The organism is Methylomonas sp. LW13 (assembly GCF_016865255.1).
Taxonomy (GTDB): Bacteria; Pseudomonadota; Gammaproteobacteria; order Methylococcales; family Methylomonadaceae; genus Methylomonas.
Window position 1 is genome coordinate 4186613 of record NZ_CP033381.1, and the last position, 19321, is coordinate 4205933.

Here is a 19321-nt window from a genome sequence, read left to right on the forward strand (position 1 = left end):
ATCCTCACTCCACATCCGAAAACATATCCTCAGCCTCGGCTATCGCTTTAGCCACCGCTGAATTAACGCCGCTGCCGGCGTTATCCGACACCATATAAATCGCATCTTCCAGCCACGCGAACGACTTGGCATCAAATATGTCGGGCGACTTGATGCCGTTCTTACGCATGACCTCTTTCTTTTCCATCACGTACCGCAGTCCGCCCGCCTCGGCGAAGTGGTAAGGCAACCGCGCCCCCTGTAGCAGTATCTTTTCCTTCATCTTGCGGTCGATGTTCATTCGAAACGACACCCGGCCCGACTTGATGCCGTCACGCATCCGCACCATAGCGCATGCCCGCTGGTTGTAGAATCGGTCCTGGTATTCTTTCTTGAAACATGGCTTGCCCCAATTCACCTTGACGACCGGAACCCCCATGGCCTCGATCAGTTTGTTCACCGTCGCGCCAACGCCGCCGTTATCGACCATCAGCGTGGCGTTTGATAGCTTGCCAACCAGATTAGCCAGATCCCCGGCGAAAATGATTTCGTTTTTTCTATTGGTGCAGTACGGGATTTCGATGTACTCGACTCGCCGCGCATCCGGGCCAAAGTCACCATAGCCAATCACTTTGGCAATAATGGCGACCGATTCGTCGCGGTATTCGCCCAAGCCAACGTCCGACAGCACCAACAAACCATACGGTTCGTCATCGCGGATAATTTGCCCGCGCTCGAACGCTCTTTCCAGTTCGACCCGGGTAAGCAGGTTGCTGCCGGAATCCTCAGCGAACAGACCGAGAACCCGGATTCGGTACTCAATCGATTCTCGCCCGCCCGTTTCGTCGTCACGATCCTTGAGCCATTGCATCGTGACAAATGGCGACCGCTCCGAGCTGAAGCGTAACGAGATCCACGATCCACCACCGTTACGGGATAAATTGTGGTGCGACTCGTAAAACCTGCCGGCGTTGCGCACCCCCTGGGATGCCATCAACGTGCGGTTTCCAGGCTGGGTTTGGGTGCCGTCAATTACATCGAAATGCTCATCCGAGACACCAGCCGCTTCGTCAATGATGATCAGCTGCCAATACCTGTGTTTGCCGGCCACACCGATGGCTTGTCCTTGTTGCATGGCAACCTGGGTGATAAACCACTGGTCTTCAAAGCCCTTGACCGCTACTCGGGTTTTGGTAATCTCGTAGTAGTCATTGATCCAGCCATACGGCCCGTTGGCGATGGCAAGATAAACGTCGTTCATCTCTTTCCAAACACCGTCGGCTACCTGATTTATCCTTGGGGCTCCGATGTAGGTGTTCGAGCCGATTTCGACCTTGCCCTCATACACCGCGACCGGATGACAAAGCAGGTGCCACAAGGCTATCCGTCCGAATGCCGCCGTCTTGCCGGTTGACGTGCCGGACACCACCGACACCTTGGCATTGGGCGGGGAAATAGCGAAAAGCAGGTCTTCCTGGTCGAACGATGGCGACATGCCGCACACGCTGACCGCAAAACGTAGCGGGTCAGCGTGGAAGCGTTCAACGAATTCGAGGTACCTGGGATCTTGGAAGATCGAAGCCTTCGCCATAAGCCTTATTACTCCGCTTCGGGCCTTGCCTCACGTTCAGCCAACACCGCTTTTTGGCGTTCATGTGCGGCTGCCATTTTGGTGACAAACTGGGTTTCGATCATATCCAGTGTTTCTTTGTCCAGTTTCAACGATCCATTGACCTCGATCTTATCGCGCCATTTATCAGGCTGACGGTTTTTCATCCAGAATATCGCCGCAGTCGTTTCGGGCGGGTAGTGCTTGGTTACATCGGTCAAAATGACCTGACCATCTGCAATGTTTACTTTGGTTTCAGGGCAGCTGTAACCGGTCGCGCGCTGGAACAATGAATTGGCAACTTTAGCGTCGGCAAGCGTTTTGCCGCGCTTGAGGGAATCGGCAAACTCCGGGGCCTGCTTTTTCCATGTGTTGATCGTCTTCTCGCTCACACCGAAAAATCCGGCCAGCTGCGCATCGGTGGCGCCAAGCAGGCAATAGTTGTAAGCCTGGTCAATGAACTCCGGCTTTAACGCGGTGGGCCGACCACCAGCGTGTTTTTTGGTATTTGGCATAGGGTTTACCCTTTAGGGGCTGAAGAAACTACGTTTTGGATTGGGTTGATGCATGATACCCCGCCAATTTTCGCCCAATTGCCGCGACTTCCGAACTCGCTTCATCGACCACTCTGAGCAGTTTTGCCCCCAGTTTCAGCTCATCGAATTCCGGATTGATTTCGCGGAAGCGGTTGACGATCTTCTTGATTTCGCCGAATCGGTTGAAGGCGACCTCTGCCGCCTGTTCGACCACCGACAGCTGATCAAACAGATTCCGGATAGCGTTGTTCTCTTCGGCGCTGACTTGTTCGAGAGCCCTTTGAATTTGGCATTGTTGGGAAATTAGTGGGTCGCGCTGCCAGTCGTCCGACAAGGCAAAAAGAAAATCAAGGCTGACCTGATACACAATAGACGCTTTGTATGGTAGAAAAGCAGGAATTGCCAGCGGATCGCTGGCATGCTCTATCTTGCTCAACTTGGAGGAATTGGCGTATCCCAGCCGCTCAGCCGCTTCCAGACCGCTCAGTCCGCACATTTCGCGCGCAATTATCATGCGCTGACCGAATGTTTTAACGATTTTTTGCTTTTCTTCTGTGTCGATGATTACCGGCTGCATGTTTTCCCCGCGTCTTGGAAGTTGGGAAATTTAAGCACGTTGAAAAGTTGATTTTGATTGAGGTTTCCGAGTTGATATACGCTAGGTTTATTTGCAGCTGACGCAGACCAGCTCGCGCCAGTCGGTGGTGTAGCGCTGAGACATTTTCTCTGCTTTAGGTTTCCAGGTTTGATCGATACGAGCCGTGGCGATGGCAATGCCCTTAGGGAAACGTTGGTTGATGTGATCTACCGTTTTCATCAAGGCGCGGTTTTCTGCCGGTAAACCCGAGTTGTTAAAGTCGAATAGCTCAGTTTGTCCCGGTGCGGTTTCCGACTGAATATGACTGAGTTGTACGCCGCATTTGTAATACCCGTAGCCAGTTTGGTAAATGGCACGGAGTAAGCGATCCACAACAGCCAGAATCACCCGAGTATCTTGGCTGTGTTGATCCAGCTTAGCACTGGCACTGCGCTGGTATTGCGGTTCGCGTTCGGCAAAGCCATTGGTCCGAATGAAGATTGTCACGCTGCCGGCTACCGACTGTTGTTGCCTGAGTTTCTCGGTGGCTCGACTGGTGAACTCGGCCAGCGCAGCAGATAACTCGTGGTAGTGGGTTAAGCGTCGGCTGAAACTGCGGGAACAGACAATTTGCTGTTTATTCGGGGCAATTTCTTCCAGGTCCAAGCAGGCAATACCGTTCAATTCCATCACCGTCCGAGCTACCACGATACTGAATTGCTGCTGGATTTTCTCCGGCGGTTGGCAGGCCAACTCCCAGATGGTCTTAATCCCAAGTTGATCCAGTTTGCGCGAGATTTGCGGGCCAATACCCCAAACCTCGTTGACAGGGACGAGACGCATCAGCTTTTCCCGGCGTAGCGGGTCCGACAGATCCAATACGCCGTTGGTTTGTTTCCACTTCTTCGCGGCAAAGTTTGCCAGTTTAGCCAAGGTCTTGGTGGGCCCCATACCGACACAGACCGGAATACCCGTCGCGCGGAACACGGCATGCTTGATTTGCTGTCCGTAAGCAATCGGGTCGGATTGACACGGATAGACGCCGGTCAAATCAAGAAACGCCTCGTCAATCGAATACACCTCCATGCATGGGGAAAAGGCTTCCAAAGTCGCCATGACCCTGGCTGACATTTCGGCATAATGCGAATAATTGGATGAAAAAACGTGAATGTTGTGCTGCTCAACAAGGTGCCGAACCTGAAACAGTGGGACGCCCATTTTGATGCCAAACGCTTTCACTTCGGCACTTCTGGCCACCACACAGCCATCGTTGTTACTCAAGACAATCACCGGTTTGCCGTTCAGATCGGGTCTGAATACCCGCTCACAACTAACGTAAAAATTGTTGGCGTCCACCAAGGCGATGCGAGCCTGTTCCTGCATAATTAAACAGCATGAATAACATTGGTCACGACGCCCCACACCACCAGATCCAAATCATCAGTGAGAACAATGTCAGGATAATCCGGGTTTTCTGCTTTTAGTGTCCACTGTTCGTTTTCACACGTAAGGCGCTTAACCGTCAGTTCGCCGTTGAGTGCACAAATCACTACCTTACCCGCGACCGGCTCCAGGGATCTATCGACGACTAAGATGTCGTTGGGGTGAATGCCGGCCCCAAGCATCGATTCACCTTGTGCCCTAACAAAGTACGTCGCGGCAGGTTTTTGGATCAGCAATTCATTTAAGTCCAGGTTTTTTTCGATGTGGTCGGCTGCTGGCGAAGGGAAACCCGCAGAGACTTTGCCAGCGAACAACGGTAGGCGAAGTCGTTGTAGCCATTGAGACGGCTTGGACACGGCGAGTCGATCTGCCAAAATCACTACATCTTCGACGACATTACGTTTAAAAGGCATTACAGGCATGGCATGACAATTAGTCTGATGAACGGGTGGCATAGCCTACCATCGAAAAGGCCATTGTTCTATATTTGTTCTTAGTGACGGTATTGTGCAACTCCTGGACATTCGGGTTTAATGCATCCCAGTAATCAGCGTGAGGCAAGGGTATGTGTGGCCGCTACAGTTTGACGACAAAGCCGGACATCATCATTGAGCATTTTCAGTTACTTCGCCAGGTAAAGTTTCAACCGAGCTACAACATCACACCCGGCAGAAAAATACTGAACATCGTTGAACTCGATGACGGATCACTAAAGCCGGTAAATCTGTATTGGGGCTTGGTGCCATCCTGGGCCAAAGACACCAAAAACAGCGGGCACCTGATCAACGCCAGAGCAGAAACGGTGAAGGAAAAGCCGTCGTTCCGGTCTGCATTCAAACACCGCCGCTGCCTGATCCCGGCCACCGGTTTTTATGAGTGGGAGCGGAAAAACGGCAAACAGCCTTTTCACATTCACCGTCCGGACAACAGCCTGTTCGCCTTCGCCGGCCTTTGGGAACAATGGCAACATGAAACAGAAACTCTGTATTCCTGCACGATTATTACCACATCTGCATCTGAGCTAATGCAACCCATCCACGACCGAATGCCGGTCATCATAACGCCGGGCTACTACCGGCAATGGCTGAATAAAGCCGCTGGCGCCGACGAGGCCCTTGAATTACTGGATAACCACGCCTATGCCGAAATGACCGCTACACCAGTAGGCGATTGGGTGAACAATCCAAAGCACGATGATGAGCGTTGTGTTGCCCCTGTTTAAATAAATTGCAGTCGATTAAGGAACGTCGGAGGATAATCGTCTGCAACAGAGAAATCCAACAACAGGAGGATTTATGCGCGGACCAGTAACGATTTTGGTACTTAGCCTGTTTCTATCGGGTACGGCTTTCGGCGATCAGGATGATTGGGTCTACATGCCTCGTCAACAGCAACAGAAACAAAGGCAATACGAACAGCAGCAGCGTGCCCAACAACAGCAATTCCAGCGCCGGGATGATTACCGGGATGACTATAACCAGAGCGAGGGTAACCAAGGCTATCAAGGTTACCAGGGCTATCAAGGTTACCAGGGCTATCAGGGCTATCAGGGCTATCAAGGCGGCTATAGGGGATATAATCAGCAGCCTCCGACCGGTTATCAGGCCCCGGCCGATTATTACGGGTTGCCACCGGTTAGAGGCTTTGTTTATCCTCAGCAGCAGCAACCGCAACAAATGCCAAGGATCGAGCAACGTCACCGGGGGCGCTGGTAAGCATCAACAATACCGTGCCCGCGTATTACCGTCTTTGGCCTGAATTTACACCGATATTGTTATCCAGGTACCGACTCCAGTCTGCTCGGTCAATCGCAGCAAGCGTGGTCAATTTCATGGGAACTGTCAGCTCGACAAATTTGCCATGTTTATCAACCGGGGAATTTGTATCCTTGCTGATCGATTCGATGACCAGTGGCCAGTAGGTGGCATCCTTGTACTTCACTGCCAGAAGAACCGGAGCGATTGACGGGAAAGTTGTGGCGTACTTAAATCCGTCTTGTAATAGCCTGGCCGCGAGGCTACCTTCTTCGGATAGCTCGACTGGCAGCACCCACTTCATTAGCTGATCGAAGGGTTTATGCACCTCTTCGACCGGATTTTTCCAGGCGCGGAATAGTGCCGTGACATTAAACGTGGCCGGCGCAGCACCGACAAATACTTGGGTGCTATTGAGCTTTGTTATTGCGGTTCGGCCTTCAAGGCCGTGAGCGAGGCGCTGTAGGTCGCTTCCGAACACGCTGTCGGCTTTGCCAACTAAACCTTCAATGCTGCCGCTTTGTACCATTTGCTGGAGAGTGGGCGTGATGTTTTGCGCGCCCTGGTTTTCGAACGGGCTTGACCAGTTTAATGACATTTCCAGATTGGATTCCGTAATAGCCGCTTTAACCGTAATATCCTCAATGCGCTTGCCTTTGCGATCCACCGGCCAGAAAGATGCTATTAGGTGGGGGGACAAGTTGCCCCAGTCTGAGCTTAATACAACGGGTTTATCTGGTGCTGTTGCCATTTTTATTCCTGTTTTGGGCTATGATGCGAGTGCAGCCGGGGTTAATGAGGCGTGATTGCGTTGGCTGGTGGCGCGCGGATTACTTTCGGCTATCGGTAAGACTGGTTGCGGCAACTGCGCTGGTGCAGGTCTCTTCCAGACTTTCATCGTTGGCTTTGGCTGCGGTAACGCGGCTAGCGCGTGAATCGGCAAGATTTTTGCTCGAACAAGGCTTAACGTTGCGGCGCGCGCTGCGGCTTGTCCTTGGTCGATTCGGCCAAGGACGGATGAACCACCAGCCATGTCTGTGAACTCTTCGTTTTTTGCCCAGAACGCCATAAATGAATCATCAATCGCCTGGACAGCCTGTGAAAGCAAGGTGACAGCTTCCGACAGGGCGGCAAGCTTGTTGTCCTGTTCGACCTGCTTGGCGACTTGCTGGGCCCGGCTTTCAAGGTGCAATTTCTCCAAGGCGACGAGAAAGTCACGCTCTCGCCTTGTTTCTATATCCAGTTCCCAGTCATCAGCGACCAAACCTAGAATCCAACAGGCACTAATAGCAAAGGCTTCTGCCGCCTTTTTGATCAGGCTGAGAGGCACAAGCGAAAGCCCTTCCTCCATAGCCCGGAGTTGATCAGGATGTATGCCGAGCAATTCAGCAGCTTGTTGCTGCGACAATTTACAGAACTCTTTTCGGGCCTCAGCCAACCGCAACCCAACTTGCTTTGATAGCAAAACCTCGTCCTTATCGATCATTCTATGGCCCTCTTTGTCAAAAATTAGTTGCGGAATGGGGTTCAGCATAAGGCGGAACCCACTCGACTACTTACCTACCATTGCCTCCACCCAATGCCGCCCGTAGCCAGGTGCGACGACGCCCTGTCTGATAGGTTTTGGCCGACGTCGCTGTTATCTTCAATTCGAACCACTTGCACCTTGTCGTTCTGCGCATTTAGCGGCTCGATTACCGTTGGTGCGTCCGCTACCTTAGGCGTGGATGGCATAGGTGGTGTTTTTAATGATGGTGCGTTAACCGACACCGCCCGGACAGCCGCAGCGCCTTGTTTGGCATATGTTGACATGAAGGTATTGCCGTCCGATTTGTCGATGCCGCGCAAAAAATAATCACTGGCACCAGTGGCGCCGCCAAGGTGTGCGGCTTTCAAGTAGGCGGCGACTTGCTCTGGGCTTGCGGCCATGCTGATTGCCCCGGACTTCACACCTTGAGTGAAGTTGAGTTTTTGCATGTCGGAAAAGGATTTGTCTTGCAACGCTGAATCACTGAGATAGGCATCTTTGCCGCCGGCGATAGTCCAGTTTGCGGGATCGGCAAGGAACGATTTTTGATCGTATCGACCGGATTTCTGGGCTGATTTAAGTTTGGCGAGATTGACTAGACCTGTATCGGCCAGCGTTTCCGCGCCCATTTGGTACTTGCCGATGAATCCTTTCGGATTTTCGGCGCGCGGGTCTCCACCGGAGGATTCGGTCCGCATGACCTCCGCAGCATACGCAGCGGCCTGAGCATCAGACAGGCCCGGTATTGATCCACCGAACGAGCCGAACGCTTTTTTACCGGCCTTGCCGAAGGTGGTGTTATCGAGTAACCACGATGGTGTACCCTTAATCGTGTCCCATGCGCCAGAAAGGTTGTTTTGGGTACGATCAAGCCACAGACCGCCTAATTCTTTCAGGTTAACGCCGGTATTCTTGTCGACGAATGTGTTGAAATCGTTGAGCTGCTCACCAACAACATTGCCGGCTTGGGTGAAATTGTTTTTTGTGCGCTCAAGCCACAGCTCGAAACCTTTTTGGAAATCAAAGCCGCCGGTCCAGCTTTCAAACGCGCTTACGAGCTTGCCGGGCACATCGGCTTGTCTGAGATCGGCCACCCAGGTTCCGAACTTCTCCCCAATAATTTGCCCAGCCTGGTCGCCAACCACGCCGCCAACCACGCCGCCTACGATAGTGCCGACCGGGCCAGCCGCCGAACCTGCCAATGCGCCGGCACCGATACCGGCTAGACTGCCAGTCCATCCACCGATTGACTTTCCCGCCGCCGCATCTTTCTGCGCGCGGGACAGATTAGGATCTGACTCACTGCCAAACACATCAACAGCAGCGCCACCAGCGGCAAACAGTGTGCCCAGAATAGGGATGCGTCTCAGGAGGCCTTTAGCACCTCGGCCCACCTTAGAAAGCAATCCGCCGAGCATTCCGCCGCCCAACATCCCACGTAGCAAGCCACCAATACCACCGCCACCGGCGGCGATCGTAGTGTTGCTACCGCCATTAGTGCCGTTTGGCTTTTCCTCAATAGCCTTGAGACTTTTCTTTGCGGCCTTGTTGTAAACGCTTTCTTCGCGGTGGAAAACATCAAGTTTCCTGAAAATCTTGCGAAGTAATCCTTCCTGCTTGCTATCAGCGCGATTGAACAGGCTTAAACCTCGCCGCATGGGCTCAGCCACTTCCTGGAATGCTTTTGCAGCCGGATCGACATCGCCGGCAGCACTAAGACCACCTCGAGAGGCATTGGCAAGGCGCGCCGCTAAGGCTGCAATTTCCGCCGACGCCGCTTTGGTTTTGGGTGGCTCGGCAGCTTTGCCATTAAATGACGACGGCAAAAATTGTCCATTGGAACCGCGTAACGGGCTTGCCACCTGCCGGCGGTTGGCCACTGGCGCCAACTGAGCAGGCTTAGCTGCTTGCCGGGTACTGTTCGGTCCGGCGCCGATAGCTGCTTTCCTGATCGCTGCCACATCGTTTTTAATGTCGCGCAAATATCCCGGCATGCGGCCAAGGTCAATGGGGTCGCCGATTAGGAACCCCTGGCTATCACTTTGCAAAGCCATGGTTGCCGCCTATGGATAGCTGATGGCGGTATTTACCAGCCAGTCGACATCGTACATTCTCGGATAATCGGGGTATGGCCCTGATTTGAGAAAGCTGCGCAACTTATCGGCTTCTGTCTGAGCGGTGGCAATGGCAGCGGTTTCTATGTCGAAATTTGGCTCAGGGTACAGTGTGGAAAACTCCGCCTCAGTTAACGATCTTTCAGGCTTTGCGGCATTACGGAAATAGTTGTCAAGTTCCAGAAAATCGGCTGCAATTTCCGGGCTTTCGTTTGCTGGCGAAAGTTGGTCGGCACCGGTTTTTACTGCGTTATACAGCGTCAAATTTGTTCCTGAAACTGGCGGATTTGGAAATAATTCGACAAATTCTGCCGGCGTCATTCGATTTTTCATTGCCGCATTAAACCGATTTGCGAGCTGCATGCGCTCGTAACCTATTTTGTCATCTTGGTTGAACCGAACAATCTCTTGAAGCGCCTGGATTCTGGCTTTTACTTCGCCTAATTTTTCGCCGGTTACTATCTGCATATTCATGATTATTTATTCCCTATCTGTTTGAGTTTAATGTGAAACTGGCTCGGCTTGCTCGAACTCTGTGCCGACGAGCAGTCGCACGTCATAGCCGGGTGACGCCAAAAACGCCTCCAACTTTCCGCGCTCAGCAGCTAGGTCGGCGATATTTGCGGAAAAGGCGTCTACATTGGCTTGCGGAAATGGCATCAGGCTTACAGCCTCATCGCTGGTGTAACCTTGCCGGATAAGCTCGGTAACTTTTTCTGTGTGGGTGCTGATAAACAACTGACCGAGGCGTTGCTCGCGTTCGATCTCAGCACCGAGCGAGAAAGCCCGTAAGGCAACCCTCCCGACCAAGCCTTGATCCATCATGGCGATTTCGGCGGCGTTGACCGGCTTGGTAACACCGTTGACTTCATCCAGAATTGCTTCGGCCCAACACAACGATTGTGCAAAGTGCTCCACAGCGTCCCTATCGTATTCCAGGGCCTGGGCGGATAACCCGCGCAAGGCGGCGATTGTGGCTTCCAACTGCTGCCGTGCTTGCGGCTTATTGAACGGGGGCAACATTTAAGCGGCCTCGACTTGATTCAAGCCGCCGTCGAATTGGGTGCCAGCAAGGTGGTGCATCTCATAAACCGGCGCGCTTTCAAGGAATTGATTTAGTTTGCTCTGCTCGATTTTCAGTGCTTCGACGGCTTCTGCATGGCCGGCCAATTCTTCTGCGGGATATGGCTCGATAGTGGCTATCTGTTTCTCGCTAAAGCCGGAATGTTTCAGCTCGCCAACTCGGTAATCATGCGCTTGGCGCAAAAGCTCTGCCGTGCGCTGACGCAGGGTGATTTCGCCTGGAATTGCCAACGTGCGACCGGCCACTCGTTTAAGCAGTTCATTTCCCCCGGCCGCCTCAAAATCATCAGCAGCTTTTTTAAAAACTCGGTCAGCATCTTTGATGTGGGCCTCTAAACAACTAACGGCTCTACCAATTACCTTGGCGGTGTAGCTGTTGTTGGAGATCTCACGGTTTCCTATTCTCTTTAGCTCGCGTATGGCCGGCAGAATGGTTTGCTTGGCGTGAGCCGCCTCCAAGAAATCAGTTTTCGTGATGGTTTTGGTTTTCATGAAATTTTTCCTGTTTTGATGCAATGGCGATTTGGTGTAATAAGAGTAACGCCGCCCAGACAGGCGGAGCGGCGAACTTTCCGAATCCGGATTTTCTACTCGGCGGACTCAGGTACAGGGACGAAACGGGCTAATTTGGTGCCGGATGGCACGCCGAGATCATTTGAGTCGCGGCGATAAACCTCTCGATTTTTTCAAGCTCGGGCTTTAACACCCTTAACGCATCGAAATGGGGCGTGTACTGAATACCCTCGTCCGGCAAAATCCCTTCGATTTCGAATAAGGAGAATCCCTTGTGCATCAGCAGTTCAACGTTTGTGCCATGTATTTTCGCTAAATTTTCCAACGCCCAATCGTGTAAAAATATTTCGTTTTTCAGCTTTTCAATCTTAGCGACAGCGGCGGAAATGGCGTCGGGTTGATAGGTGTGTGGACGAGACACGCTGTCTAGAATGGATTGATGTCTTTCAACTTCAGACTCAAGCCATTTTTGGAACTCGTTAATTTTCAGCGTTGAGTCATCGTCGTCGAAGTCGAGCTCCAATTCTTCCGTAATGCCTTTCAAGGCAGAAATGACAGGACCAATGTGGCAAACAAAGCGTTGCGCCACATTCAAGTCATCACGATCTAGCGTTTTTTCTTCTTTCATGGTTTTTCCCCTTTTGGGTTTTAAAAAAATGGTTTTGAACTCGTTTATTCCGGAGCCGGGTTCCAACGCCCTAAGTTGGTGGCATGCTCCGCCGAGTTAGCCTTGACAAAAAAACTTTTGCCGAGCGGCGTCCAGACTTCAATTGATTGAGGATATTCATCGACTAACTGTCGAGGTGAATTTCCGGCGATGCAGGCCAATATCTCCGGCTTGTGTTGCCGGATGTAGTCACGCTCATCGCCGGAAAGCTGGGACGCGGGATTGATCACAAGCGAATCGCCTTGGGCGGCGAAAGTGAATCCCGATGACTGAAGGCTGGTAACGAAGTGCAAGACGCTCACTAGAACACCTCCGCGTCAATGCCAGCTAAGTCGGTGTTGGGTTGTTCAGCGGTCGAGTAGTGAACGTACTTGCGCGGTGCAATACCGGGGGCGCCGAGGAACTGGTGAGAGGGTTTGTGGAACCAGAGCGCAATTCGAGGCTCGTCTTCGCCGTTGCGTTGCTTTTCGCACAGGCAAAGTGCGTCTGGCTCTTTCTGGATTTGGGCGACTTCAATATCGTCAAGGTTTGGCTGTTTCAGTTTTTCCTCTTTCTTTCGGTTTCGCCACCAAATGAGCACAGTATCGGCCAGATTGGTAGTAGAGCCGCCGCCTAACACATCGAACTTGCCGCCGGGCTTTTCATCGTTGTCGCCTTTGCGCAAGTGCGCGACCAGGATAATGTGAACATCATGGTCCTTAGCAAAGTCAGTCAATTTGTCAACAAAATCCCGCTGCCTGTTGAAATCGTCAGGATTGATGTCGAGCTTTGACATATTATCGATGACGAATAAATTGATACCGTAGCGCTGGCGGGCGTAGCCGAACACCTCCAGCATCCGCTCTCCCTTGGCTGTTTTGGATATATCAAAAACCCACAGGCTATTGCCTAGCCACTCCATGATTTTACCGATGTACTGGTCGGCGGGTTGCTCAACACAGGAGGCTTGCCTGACCAATCGTTGCAGCCACCGCTGAGGTTTGAACTCCATGGATGCGACACAGGCGCGTCGGCCCTGAGCGATGGCGTCGAGGGTAATGTGTCCAACCCCTTCGCTTTTACCATGGCCGTTCACGCCCGCCACAATCGTGAGTTCGCCCGGACGGAACTGGAGGGTTTTGCACTTACCCCAAGGAGTGCTGAACCCGATTTCGGTCTGAGTGGGGTTGAATGCCGCGATAACGCCATCTACATATTCGGCGGCGTTGCGCAGTTCTGACGGGTCGAGGGTTTTAGCTTTGCTCAACAACTCTTGCATCTGGGCCAGCGACAAACCGGCCCGCAGGCAGTCATTGGCATCCTTGTGCGGCAACTCGACAACTCGACACCGGTGCCGCCCCAGTCTGTCGATAATCTCGGCTGCGGCTTGTCGGCCCACATCATCGTTATCCATCGCGATGTAGATGACATCGCACCGTTCCAGGTTGTCGAATTCGTGCTCGATCCAATCGTGCTTTGCGCCGGTGCCGCCGCCGAACGGTACCGACAAGGCCGGTATTTGATATTCGAACAGCGACATGGCGTCGATTTCACCCTCGGTGATGGCGACGAATCGCGCTTCCGGCGGGATCGCCTGCCAACCGAACAAGGCCGGACGCATGTCGGCTTCGGTCACACCGAATTTTTTGCCGGCGACATGGCGCCATTTAGTCATGACCAGTTCGCCAGTTGGGTTATAACAGGGAAACAATACCGATTTTGGCGTTTGGCCCACGCGGTACGCCTTGAGTGTGGCTTCGGAAAGCTTTCGCTCTTGCGTCAAGTATTGCCATACCGGCGAACCGGCAACAGCCTCAGCAGGCTTGATTGACGGTTTTTTGAAAGCCTTCTGCTGGCGAACGAATGTCGGTTTCTTGGCGCCAGGATTTAAGCCCAACCAAGTTGCGGCTTGGGCCATAGCTTCCGGCATGGAGATATTGCGCACCTCGCGCCATAAGTCCAGCAAGTCACCGGTTTGACCCGTTGCAAAATCAGACCAGATGCCGGCTTTATCCCCGTGGAGGCGAACACCAAGGCTTTTACCGGCTTCTCCCGAGATTGAACCGCAGCGCCACTCCCGACTATCCAACTTGCCATTGGGCAGCAGGTGTTTAGCAACTTCCCCGGCGCTACGGGATAACAAGTCCGCTATCTCGTTTGGCCTCATATCATCCCCGCGATGCCAAGGAAGCAGTTTGTGGTTGGTCCGCTGGCATCAGTTGCCGATGGCGACGAATTGATTTCGTCTTCCCAACAACGACCATTTAGCCAAGTTGCTGGATAGGGGATGTACTGGCCGTCATCTTTCAACCAATCCCGCGATTTTTTCGCTAGATCCAGGCCGGACATAATTTCCGCCAACAGCATTTCGTCTGGGTTGATCTTCTTCCAGGCAGATTCAGCCTTCTGGCGACTCTTCTTTCTCGGATATGCCGAATAAAACTCTGAAAACGCATTTGGCGCTGATGAAGATTTTTTGTCTTTGCGCTTAATGGTTTTATTTACTGGTTCTATTTCCTGGTTAGTGTCGGTGTTTACCGACTGGTTGGGGTCGGTAATTGTCGACTGGTTTGGGTCGGCGTTTACCGACTGGTCGATATTTGTCGACTGGTTTTCAGGGCTCAAGTGGTCGGCATCTGCCGACTGCTTCCTGTCGGTATCTATCGACTGGTCTGCATTATCCGACTGGTTTTTATAGTTAAATCCAATAAACTTGTACGATGACCCGGCGCCGCACTTTCGGGTAACAGAAATAATATTGCTCGCTTCAAGCTGCTTTATTGCCTCCATTACAGTTTCCCTGTGCATGCCGGTATCGTTACTGAGACAGGCGATACCTGGATTGCACCGTTTATAGTCATCGTTATAGCGGTCAGTTAGCGTCAGCAATACGAGCCTTGCTCGAAACGGCAAACTGCCGGCTCGAATTTGAGCCCATGCCCATTTGGTGGCATCAAAACTCATCTTGCTGCCTTATTCCTTCGGCCAACGCAAAATTGCTATGCGGTTGCCATTCTTATCTTTACAAACAGCAGTGCCATGTTTACGATTCGGGATTATTCGACCGATTATCGAGGCGGCAATATAATCACCGCTAATCGTTTGAAATAAACCATTTTCAAGTAAAATATCTTTGATTTTCTTTGGATCGCTCACAGTAACCTCCCAACAATACCGCCCAAAAAGACGGAATAAATCCACATCGCACGTTGGGCGCATTTCCGGTGTTTCTTCTATTGATTTGCCGTCGAGTTGAAGACTTTGATACCGGGAATTTGCGCCTTTTTCTGCGCCTAATTAAATGCAAGCCTCAAAACACAAGGCATTGCACCGCATTTAATATGCGGTTCAGGTTTCGACTTGTTCGTTAATGCACTCGGCCAAAACAGGGATAATCACAAAAAGTTTTTTGTTAACTTTGCGAAATGCTTTAGCCAGGCCGTTATGCTGGCGTTGCTTTACCGCCCAGTTCCAGCTTTTTTTGGAATATAAATGGGGGAATTTATCAGGGACGTCCTGATAAGGGATGATGTCGTCTAGTGACGTTGTTGATTGTTGTGTTTGCATTGCCTCACCTTTTTTCAGGTTGTTTGGAGTGGTGAGGCCACAATACAAGATGATGATGACTTATTTTGCCAATTGACAAATTGAATTGCCAATCGGCAAAAACTATTCAGATTCAGTTATGAGCTTGATTCCTTTGCTAATACTTTCTCTAATATTTGTTTTACCTAGCCCATATTTGTTTGCATTTGGAAGCAAATCAATTATTTCAATAACTGATTCAGCAACGGCGTTTGCACTCACTGAATCACCTTTTTTATAACGACTATTTTTTTCCGCTAATACTAAGGCTATTCCTGCGACTTGTTTTAGCAGGTTGTTACGTTCAGTTTCTGAGATAACGTTGTTATTTTTTGTTATGTCTTCATTAAGAATATTTTCAAATTCGAGCAAGGCTTGAGTACGAACAAGTAACTCGCTATCCTTTGGTAAGGTGCTAGCCAGTTTATATACTGGCAATATAGGCATTGACTCAAGCCTTTCTGATATTTCATTTCTTTTTAAAATTCCATCAATCATATGTTTTGCATTCCCAAGCACATAAACATGATCCTTAAAAAGTTTTTCAATGTCCATCAGGTCATTTCTTGATGGATTATCACCAAGCATTTCTGCGTTTTCTTTAACTTTACGATTACTTTCACTAATACTTTTTTGGATATTTATTATGTAATCATCTGGATAGGGAGTAAGGCTAGTTTTATCAACAATATCAACAAGCTTAAATAGAAATCCTTCATCATCTTTGACAAAAACGCCATCACAAGGCGGTAGAGTTACGTCAATTCCGTTTTCAAGCTTTTGATACCTGCGATCTATATCTACCCTTTCCCCATCGATCATTGGTAAATCATATATGCCTGGTAGCATTACAACCTTGTCATCAAATTCATAATAAGTGTCATTTTGAGTAAGAAGAGTATCATGACGAAAAGGAGGGTTTTTAGATTCATCAAGTAGATCTTTTATTCTTTCTAATGTTTCACTTTTTTCAGATTCTGAAGAATCCGGCAGCGGACATATCTCCATATCAAGCTTTTGTATTTCCCTCGCAAGAAAACCGTAAATCCTATCTCGATCATCCCCAAAATGTCCCTGCACAGCAGTGGCTACATTCACAAAGTTAACGGATAAAATCAAATGACCATCTAATGCAAATTTCAGAATATCTGTTTCTTTAACCTCTTCACCTAAACTAACGCTAAGGCGTTGAGCGGCTTCTGGCAAGGTCAGAAATTTTTTTAGTTTAAATAATTTTGATGACTTTAATTTTTCCACTACAACCACCCCATTAAGTGCAAATCATTAAAAATGGATAACCAGCCAGGCGGTTAATGACGCCGCTTTTCTCCCCGTCGGGATAGGCTGGTTAATTCGGATAATCGTTTATGCCGCGCGTGGCCGACCAATCGGTGTGACGTTGGGCTTGGGTTTCTGCCGGGCCTGCCATAAGTCGTATTCGGCTTGCATACGCACCCAGGTATCGGCGGTCGGGCCGTTCAGCCAGGCTTCGAGGCGAATTGCCATATCGGCGCTGATCGCCGCCCGGCCATTGACGACGCGCGATAATGCGACACGGGAGACGCCAAGCTGAGCAGCGGCTTCGGTGACGCCGATACCCAGCTCGGGTAACACGTCCTCTTTCAAAATGCTGCCGGGGTGTGGGGGATTGAACATAGTCATGGGTATTTACCTGTCAGTGATAATCTTGATAATCGACCAATACGACGTCTTCACCTTCGAACATGAAGGTAAGGCGCCAGTTTCCGCTGACTTTGACGGTCCAATGCTCAACCAAGTCGCCTTTTAGCGGATGGAGCTTCCAGCCGGCGACATCCATTTCTTGCGGCGTTTTGGCGGCGTTGAGCAATAGTAATTGCCTGGACAACTTCAGGGCATGTTCGGCATTGATGCCCGATTTGGATCCGGCTTCAAAAAATTGCTGAATACCTTTATGGCGGAAACTTTTGATCATGATTAAGTGTATCTCGACGCTTTACGCTTTACAATAAAAGACCCAAAAATATAGGAAGTAAGCCAACCCAGCAGCCAATAGCGCCGCCTGTCCCCGACCGGGTAAGGTTGGCTCAACGGATCTACAAGTTAAAGGCCTGAGCCAGTTCGTTGACGATCTGCCGCTTTTGGTCGCGTCCCTGATGTATATAGCGCATGGTGGTTTGAATACTCTTGTGGCCGGCCAGTTTGGCGATTTGATTGATCTCCTTGCCGGAGTCGGACAGCGCCGAGCAGAAGCCATGCCGTAGGCAATGGAAGGTAAATTTCTCCAGTTTGACACTGCCATCCGGGTTCAGGATGTCCCGGTCAGCGATATTGGCGGCTTTCAATACGTTTCGCCACGCCTTGCGAAAATCCATCGGTTGTTCGGGAAGTTCAACCGATGGGAAGATCAAACCGGTGCCGACTTCCTGATGGCGTTTCAGCTCGGTCATGACGACCGGCGCTAAATACAGCTCCCGACTGGTACCGTTCTTGGTGTCACCCAGAAAGGCACTGCTGTCCTTGAAGTTAACATCACTCCAGCGCAAGTTCATCAGCTCACCTTTACGGGCACCGGTAGTCATTGCCATCACAACCAACAAATACAGCTTATCCCAATGCGATTCCCGGCAGGCTTTCAGTAGTCGTTTGCGTTCGGCCTCGCTTAATACCCGGTCCCGGCGCTTAGTGTCATCATCGACCACCACGCTCCGAACTAGGTTTTCATCGACATAGCCGCGACTCAGGGCAAATTTGTAGACGCTGGACAAGACCGCCTTCTTGCGATTGATGGTCGTGGCGCGTTGACCCTCGTCGATCAAGTCGTCGATGTGTTCGCGAATGTCGAAAATATCGATGTCGGTCATGATGCGGTCACCGAAAAACTGGCACCAGTAATCAACCCGCTGCATCTGGCCTTGATAGTCCTTCTTACCCCAGCGAGACAGGTATTCGTCGCAGACGTCGCGAAAAGTTTTGTAGCGGATGCGTTTGCCTGCTTTGATGAATAGTTCGGCGCCACCCATGCGCTCGATTTCTTGCACGGAAAGCTGTAACAGTTCTTTTTTGGATAGGGCGTTAATCGCTTCCAGTTTGGCCTGATGGTGGATTGCAAACAGATCGATACCCAACTGCTTGAAAAGATCCTCGCCCCCCAAGGCGCAAATTTCATCCTCTGAAAGGGCTATCAATTGCGCCTGATCCAGGTTCAAAATAGTCTTGATGCCGTTCTCGATGTTATCGGCCCAAGCTTGTGCGAGGCTTTCCGTTGGGAAGGTTTTGTTTTTGACAATGCCTTTCAGGCGGACATCGGCGCGGAAGTTGCCGTTGGCTAAAGGTCGGATGTATGCCATTACACGCCCTCGCCGATTTGATTAGTTTGGATAGCGACATCAGGCGCAAACCGTTGCCTTAGCAGCTCAAGCAGCTGGTCATATTCCGGGCCGGCACCCATGATTTCAGACAATAATTCTTGTCGGCCAGCATCTTGTTCAGATCGGAAATAGGATTTTCGGTGTTCGCCGTGGGCGTTCGGAAAGGTTTGGCGGATATGTAGTAAGACAACATCGTTTTGCGCCTTGGTGGCAAATAACGGGCTGTGATACTTGCTCTCGGGATCGGACACGCAAAAATATTCGACGTGAAAATCTGTGAGCGTTTCTTGCGAGTTTTGAGGTTCTTGAAAAGATTGCTCGGACAAAACATCGTTTTGTGAGCTTTTAAGGGATAGATTTTGCTGGTTCATTACGCCACCTCATTGGAGCAAATAATGCAGAGTGCGCCTAAATTTGCGCCTTACTGCGGTTATGTTGCTTCAACTCGACGGCAATCCAGTTGATAAGCTATTGATTAGCTTAAAGTATTCAGTGGTGGGTCGTGTGCGATTCGAACGCACGACCATCGCATTAAAAGTGCGGTGCTCTACCGGCTGAGCTAACGACCCCCTGAATGAGCCGCCCATTATACTCAGAAATATTA

The 19321-nt window shown here is 50.8% G+C and carries 24 protein-coding genes and 1 tRNA gene; 2 read left to right on the plus strand and 23 right to left on the minus strand.

Annotated features, from left to right (window positions below):
- Positions 1-4: 4 nt before the first annotated feature.
- From JL719_RS18820 to JL719_RS18840, 5 genes are all read right to left on the minus strand, one after another.
- Positions 5-1570: a hypothetical protein gene (locus JL719_RS18820; protein WP_033158448.1), complete on the minus strand. Its 1566-nt coding sequence runs from the start codon at positions 1568-1570 to the stop codon at positions 5-7.
- A gap of 8 nt (positions 1571-1578) precedes the next feature.
- Positions 1579-2103, minus strand: coding sequence for a hypothetical protein (locus tag JL719_RS18825; RefSeq protein ID WP_033158447.1), 525 nt, complete (start codon positions 2101-2103; stop codon positions 1579-1581).
- Positions 2104-2131: 28 nt separating this feature from the next.
- Entirely contained in the window at positions 2132-2701 is a 570-nt protein-coding gene (locus tag JL719_RS18830) for a hypothetical protein (RefSeq protein ID WP_033158446.1), read from the minus strand.
- 87 nt (positions 2702-2788) lie between these two features.
- Positions 2789-4084, minus strand: a complete 1296-nt coding sequence (locus tag JL719_RS18835) for a Y-family DNA polymerase (RefSeq protein WP_033158445.1) — start codon at positions 4082-4084, stop codon at positions 2789-2791.
- A 2-nt stretch (positions 4085-4086) separates the two neighbouring features.
- Positions 4087-4557 carry a LexA family protein gene (locus JL719_RS18840; RefSeq protein WP_225892907.1) on the minus strand — a complete coding sequence of 157 codons (471 nt, stop codon included), beginning with the start codon at positions 4555-4557 and terminating at the stop codon, positions 4087-4089.
- A 152-nt stretch (positions 4558-4709) separates the two neighbouring features.
- Between JL719_RS18840 and JL719_RS18845 the strand changes: the two genes are divergently transcribed.
- Together JL719_RS18845 and JL719_RS18850 are read left to right on the plus strand one after the other, a co-directional pair.
- Entirely contained in the window at positions 4710-5366 is a 657-nt protein-coding gene (locus JL719_RS18845; RefSeq protein WP_033158444.1) for an SOS response-associated peptidase, read from the plus strand.
- A gap of 73 nt (positions 5367-5439) precedes the next feature.
- Entirely contained in the window at positions 5440-5859 is a 420-nt protein-coding gene (locus JL719_RS18850; RefSeq protein WP_033158443.1) for a hypothetical protein, read from the plus strand.
- 25 nt (positions 5860-5884) lie between these two features.
- On the opposite strand, the gene JL719_RS18855 is transcribed toward JL719_RS18850, so the two are convergent.
- The 18 genes from JL719_RS18855 to JL719_RS18940 form a co-directional block, all read right to left on the minus strand.
- Positions 5885-6649: a hypothetical protein gene (locus JL719_RS18855; protein ID WP_084153398.1), complete on the minus strand. Its 765-nt coding sequence runs from the start codon at positions 6647-6649 to the stop codon at positions 5885-5887.
- An 18-nt stretch (positions 6650-6667) separates the two neighbouring features.
- A complete protein-coding gene (locus JL719_RS18860; protein ID WP_033158442.1) occupies positions 6668-7432 on the minus strand; it encodes a helix-turn-helix domain-containing protein in 765 nt (254 codons plus the stop codon).
- 26 nt (positions 7433-7458) lie between these two features.
- A complete protein-coding gene (locus JL719_RS18865; protein WP_203531400.1) occupies positions 7459-9474 on the minus strand; it encodes a hypothetical protein in 2016 nt (671 codons plus the stop codon).
- Between the two features lie 15 nt (positions 9475-9489).
- The gene (locus JL719_RS18870) at positions 9490-10014 is read right to left on the minus strand and encodes a hypothetical protein (RefSeq protein ID WP_033158440.1); all 525 of its coding nucleotides are present in this window, start codon (positions 10012-10014) and stop codon (positions 9490-9492) included.
- Between the two features lie 27 nt (positions 10015-10041).
- Positions 10042-10563, minus strand: a complete 522-nt coding sequence (locus tag JL719_RS18875; RefSeq protein WP_033158439.1) for a hypothetical protein — start codon at positions 10561-10563, stop codon at positions 10042-10044.
- The gene (locus JL719_RS18880) at positions 10564-11115 is read right to left on the minus strand and encodes a hypothetical protein (protein WP_033158438.1); all 552 of its coding nucleotides are present in this window, start codon (positions 11113-11115) and stop codon (positions 10564-10566) included.
- A 130-nt stretch (positions 11116-11245) separates the two neighbouring features.
- Positions 11246-11764 carry a hypothetical protein gene (locus JL719_RS18885; RefSeq protein ID WP_033158437.1) on the minus strand — a complete coding sequence of 173 codons (519 nt, stop codon included), beginning with the start codon at positions 11762-11764 and terminating at the stop codon, positions 11246-11248.
- 44 nt (positions 11765-11808) lie between these two features.
- Positions 11809-12105: a hypothetical protein gene (locus JL719_RS18890; protein WP_033158436.1), complete on the minus strand. Its 297-nt coding sequence runs from the start codon at positions 12103-12105 to the stop codon at positions 11809-11811.
- The gene (locus JL719_RS18895; protein WP_033158435.1) at positions 12105-13949 is read right to left on the minus strand and encodes a toprim domain-containing protein; all 1845 of its coding nucleotides are present in this window, start codon (positions 13947-13949) and stop codon (positions 12105-12107) included. Before JL719_RS18895 ends, JL719_RS18890 begins: the two co-directional genes overlap by 1 nt.
- Complete coding sequence (locus JL719_RS18900) at positions 13946-14746, minus strand: helix-turn-helix domain-containing protein (RefSeq protein ID WP_051670310.1); 801 nt, start codon at positions 14744-14746, stop codon at positions 13946-13948. Before JL719_RS18900 ends, JL719_RS18895 begins: the two co-directional genes overlap by 4 nt.
- A 9-nt stretch (positions 14747-14755) precedes the next feature.
- On the minus strand, positions 14756-14938 hold the full coding sequence (locus JL719_RS18905) for a hypothetical protein (protein WP_033158434.1): 183 nt from the start codon (positions 14936-14938) through the stop codon (positions 14756-14758).
- 192 nt (positions 14939-15130) lie between these two features.
- The gene (locus JL719_RS18910; RefSeq protein WP_033158433.1) at positions 15131-15349 is read right to left on the minus strand and encodes a hypothetical protein; all 219 of its coding nucleotides are present in this window, start codon (positions 15347-15349) and stop codon (positions 15131-15133) included.
- 102 nt (positions 15350-15451) lie between these two features.
- On the minus strand, positions 15452-16624 hold the full coding sequence (locus tag JL719_RS18915; RefSeq protein ID WP_033158432.1) for a hypothetical protein: 1173 nt from the start codon (positions 16622-16624) through the stop codon (positions 15452-15454).
- Between the two features lie 108 nt (positions 16625-16732).
- The gene (locus tag JL719_RS18920; protein WP_033158431.1) at positions 16733-17029 is read right to left on the minus strand and encodes a HigA family addiction module antitoxin; all 297 of its coding nucleotides are present in this window, start codon (positions 17027-17029) and stop codon (positions 16733-16735) included.
- A gap of 13 nt (positions 17030-17042) precedes the next feature.
- Positions 17043-17321 carry a type II toxin-antitoxin system RelE/ParE family toxin gene (locus JL719_RS18925; protein ID WP_033158430.1) on the minus strand — a complete coding sequence of 93 codons (279 nt, stop codon included), beginning with the start codon at positions 17319-17321 and terminating at the stop codon, positions 17043-17045.
- Positions 17322-17442: 121 nt separating this feature from the next.
- On the minus strand, positions 17443-18696 hold the full coding sequence (locus JL719_RS18930) for a tyrosine-type recombinase/integrase (protein WP_033158429.1): 1254 nt from the start codon (positions 18694-18696) through the stop codon (positions 17443-17445).
- On the minus strand, positions 18696-19088 hold the full coding sequence (locus JL719_RS18935) for a hypothetical protein (RefSeq protein ID WP_129871435.1): 393 nt from the start codon (positions 19086-19088) through the stop codon (positions 18696-18698). Before JL719_RS18935 ends, JL719_RS18930 begins: the two co-directional genes overlap by 1 nt.
- Before the next feature lie 122 nt (positions 19089-19210).
- Positions 19211-19286: transfer RNA gene (locus JL719_RS18940), tRNA-Lys, on the minus strand.
- Positions 19287-19321: the final 35 nt, after the last annotated feature.

Coding starts and splice junctions, on each gene's coding strand:
- JL719_RS18820 (WP_033158448.1), bottom strand. CDS start 1,570: ATGGCGAAGGCTTCGATCTTCCAAGATCCCAGGTACCTCGAATTCGTT.
- JL719_RS18825 (WP_033158447.1), bottom strand. CDS start 2,103: ATGCCAAATACCAAAAAACACGCTGGTGGTCGGCCCACCGCGTTAAAG.
- JL719_RS18830 (WP_033158446.1), bottom strand. CDS start 2,701: ATGCAGCCGGTAATCATCGACACAGAAGAAAAGCAAAAAATCGTTAAA.
- JL719_RS18835 (WP_033158445.1), bottom strand. CDS start 4,084: ATGCAGGAACAGGCTCGCATCGCCTTGGTGGACGCCAACAATTTTTAC.
- JL719_RS18840 (WP_225892907.1), bottom strand. CDS start 4,557: ATGCCTTTTAAACGTAATGTCGTCGAAGATGTAGTGATTTTGGCAGAT.
- JL719_RS18845 (WP_033158444.1), top strand. CDS start 4,710: ATGTGTGGCCGCTACAGTTTGACGACAAAGCCGGACATCATCATTGAG.
- JL719_RS18850 (WP_033158443.1), top strand. CDS start 5,440: ATGCGCGGACCAGTAACGATTTTGGTACTTAGCCTGTTTCTATCGGGT.
- JL719_RS18855 (WP_084153398.1), bottom strand. CDS start 6,649: ATGGCAACAGCACCAGATAAACCCGTTGTATTAAGCTCAGACTGGGGC.
- JL719_RS18860 (WP_033158442.1), bottom strand. CDS start 7,432: ATGCTGAACCCCATTCCGCAACTAATTTTTGACAAAGAGGGCCATAGA.
- JL719_RS18870 (WP_033158440.1), bottom strand. CDS start 10,014: ATGAATATGCAGATAGTAACCGGCGAAAAATTAGGCGAAGTAAAAGCC.
- JL719_RS18875 (WP_033158439.1), bottom strand. CDS start 10,563: ATGTTGCCCCCGTTCAATAAGCCGCAAGCACGGCAGCAGTTGGAAGCC.
- JL719_RS18880 (WP_033158438.1), bottom strand. CDS start 11,115: ATGAAAACCAAAACCATCACGAAAACTGATTTCTTGGAGGCGGCTCAC.
- JL719_RS18885 (WP_033158437.1), bottom strand. CDS start 11,764: ATGAAAGAAGAAAAAACGCTAGATCGTGATGACTTGAATGTGGCGCAA.
- JL719_RS18895 (WP_033158435.1), bottom strand. CDS start 13,949: ATGAGGCCAAACGAGATAGCGGACTTGTTATCCCGTAGCGCCGGGGAA.
- JL719_RS18900 (WP_051670310.1), bottom strand. CDS start 14,746: ATGAGTTTTGATGCCACCAAATGGGCATGGGCTCAAATTCGAGCCGGC.
- JL719_RS18910 (WP_033158433.1), bottom strand. CDS start 15,349: ATGCAAACACAACAATCAACAACGTCACTAGACGACATCATCCCTTAT.
- JL719_RS18920 (WP_033158431.1), bottom strand. CDS start 17,029: ATGACTATGTTCAATCCCCCACACCCCGGCAGCATTTTGAAAGAGGAC.
- JL719_RS18925 (WP_033158430.1), bottom strand. CDS start 17,321: ATGATCAAAAGTTTCCGCCATAAAGGTATTCAGCAATTTTTTGAAGCC.
- JL719_RS18930 (WP_033158429.1), bottom strand. CDS start 18,696: ATGGCATACATCCGACCTTTAGCCAACGGCAACTTCCGCGCCGATGTC.
- JL719_RS18935 (WP_129871435.1), bottom strand. CDS start 19,088: ATGAACCAGCAAAATCTATCCCTTAAAAGCTCACAAAACGATGTTTTG.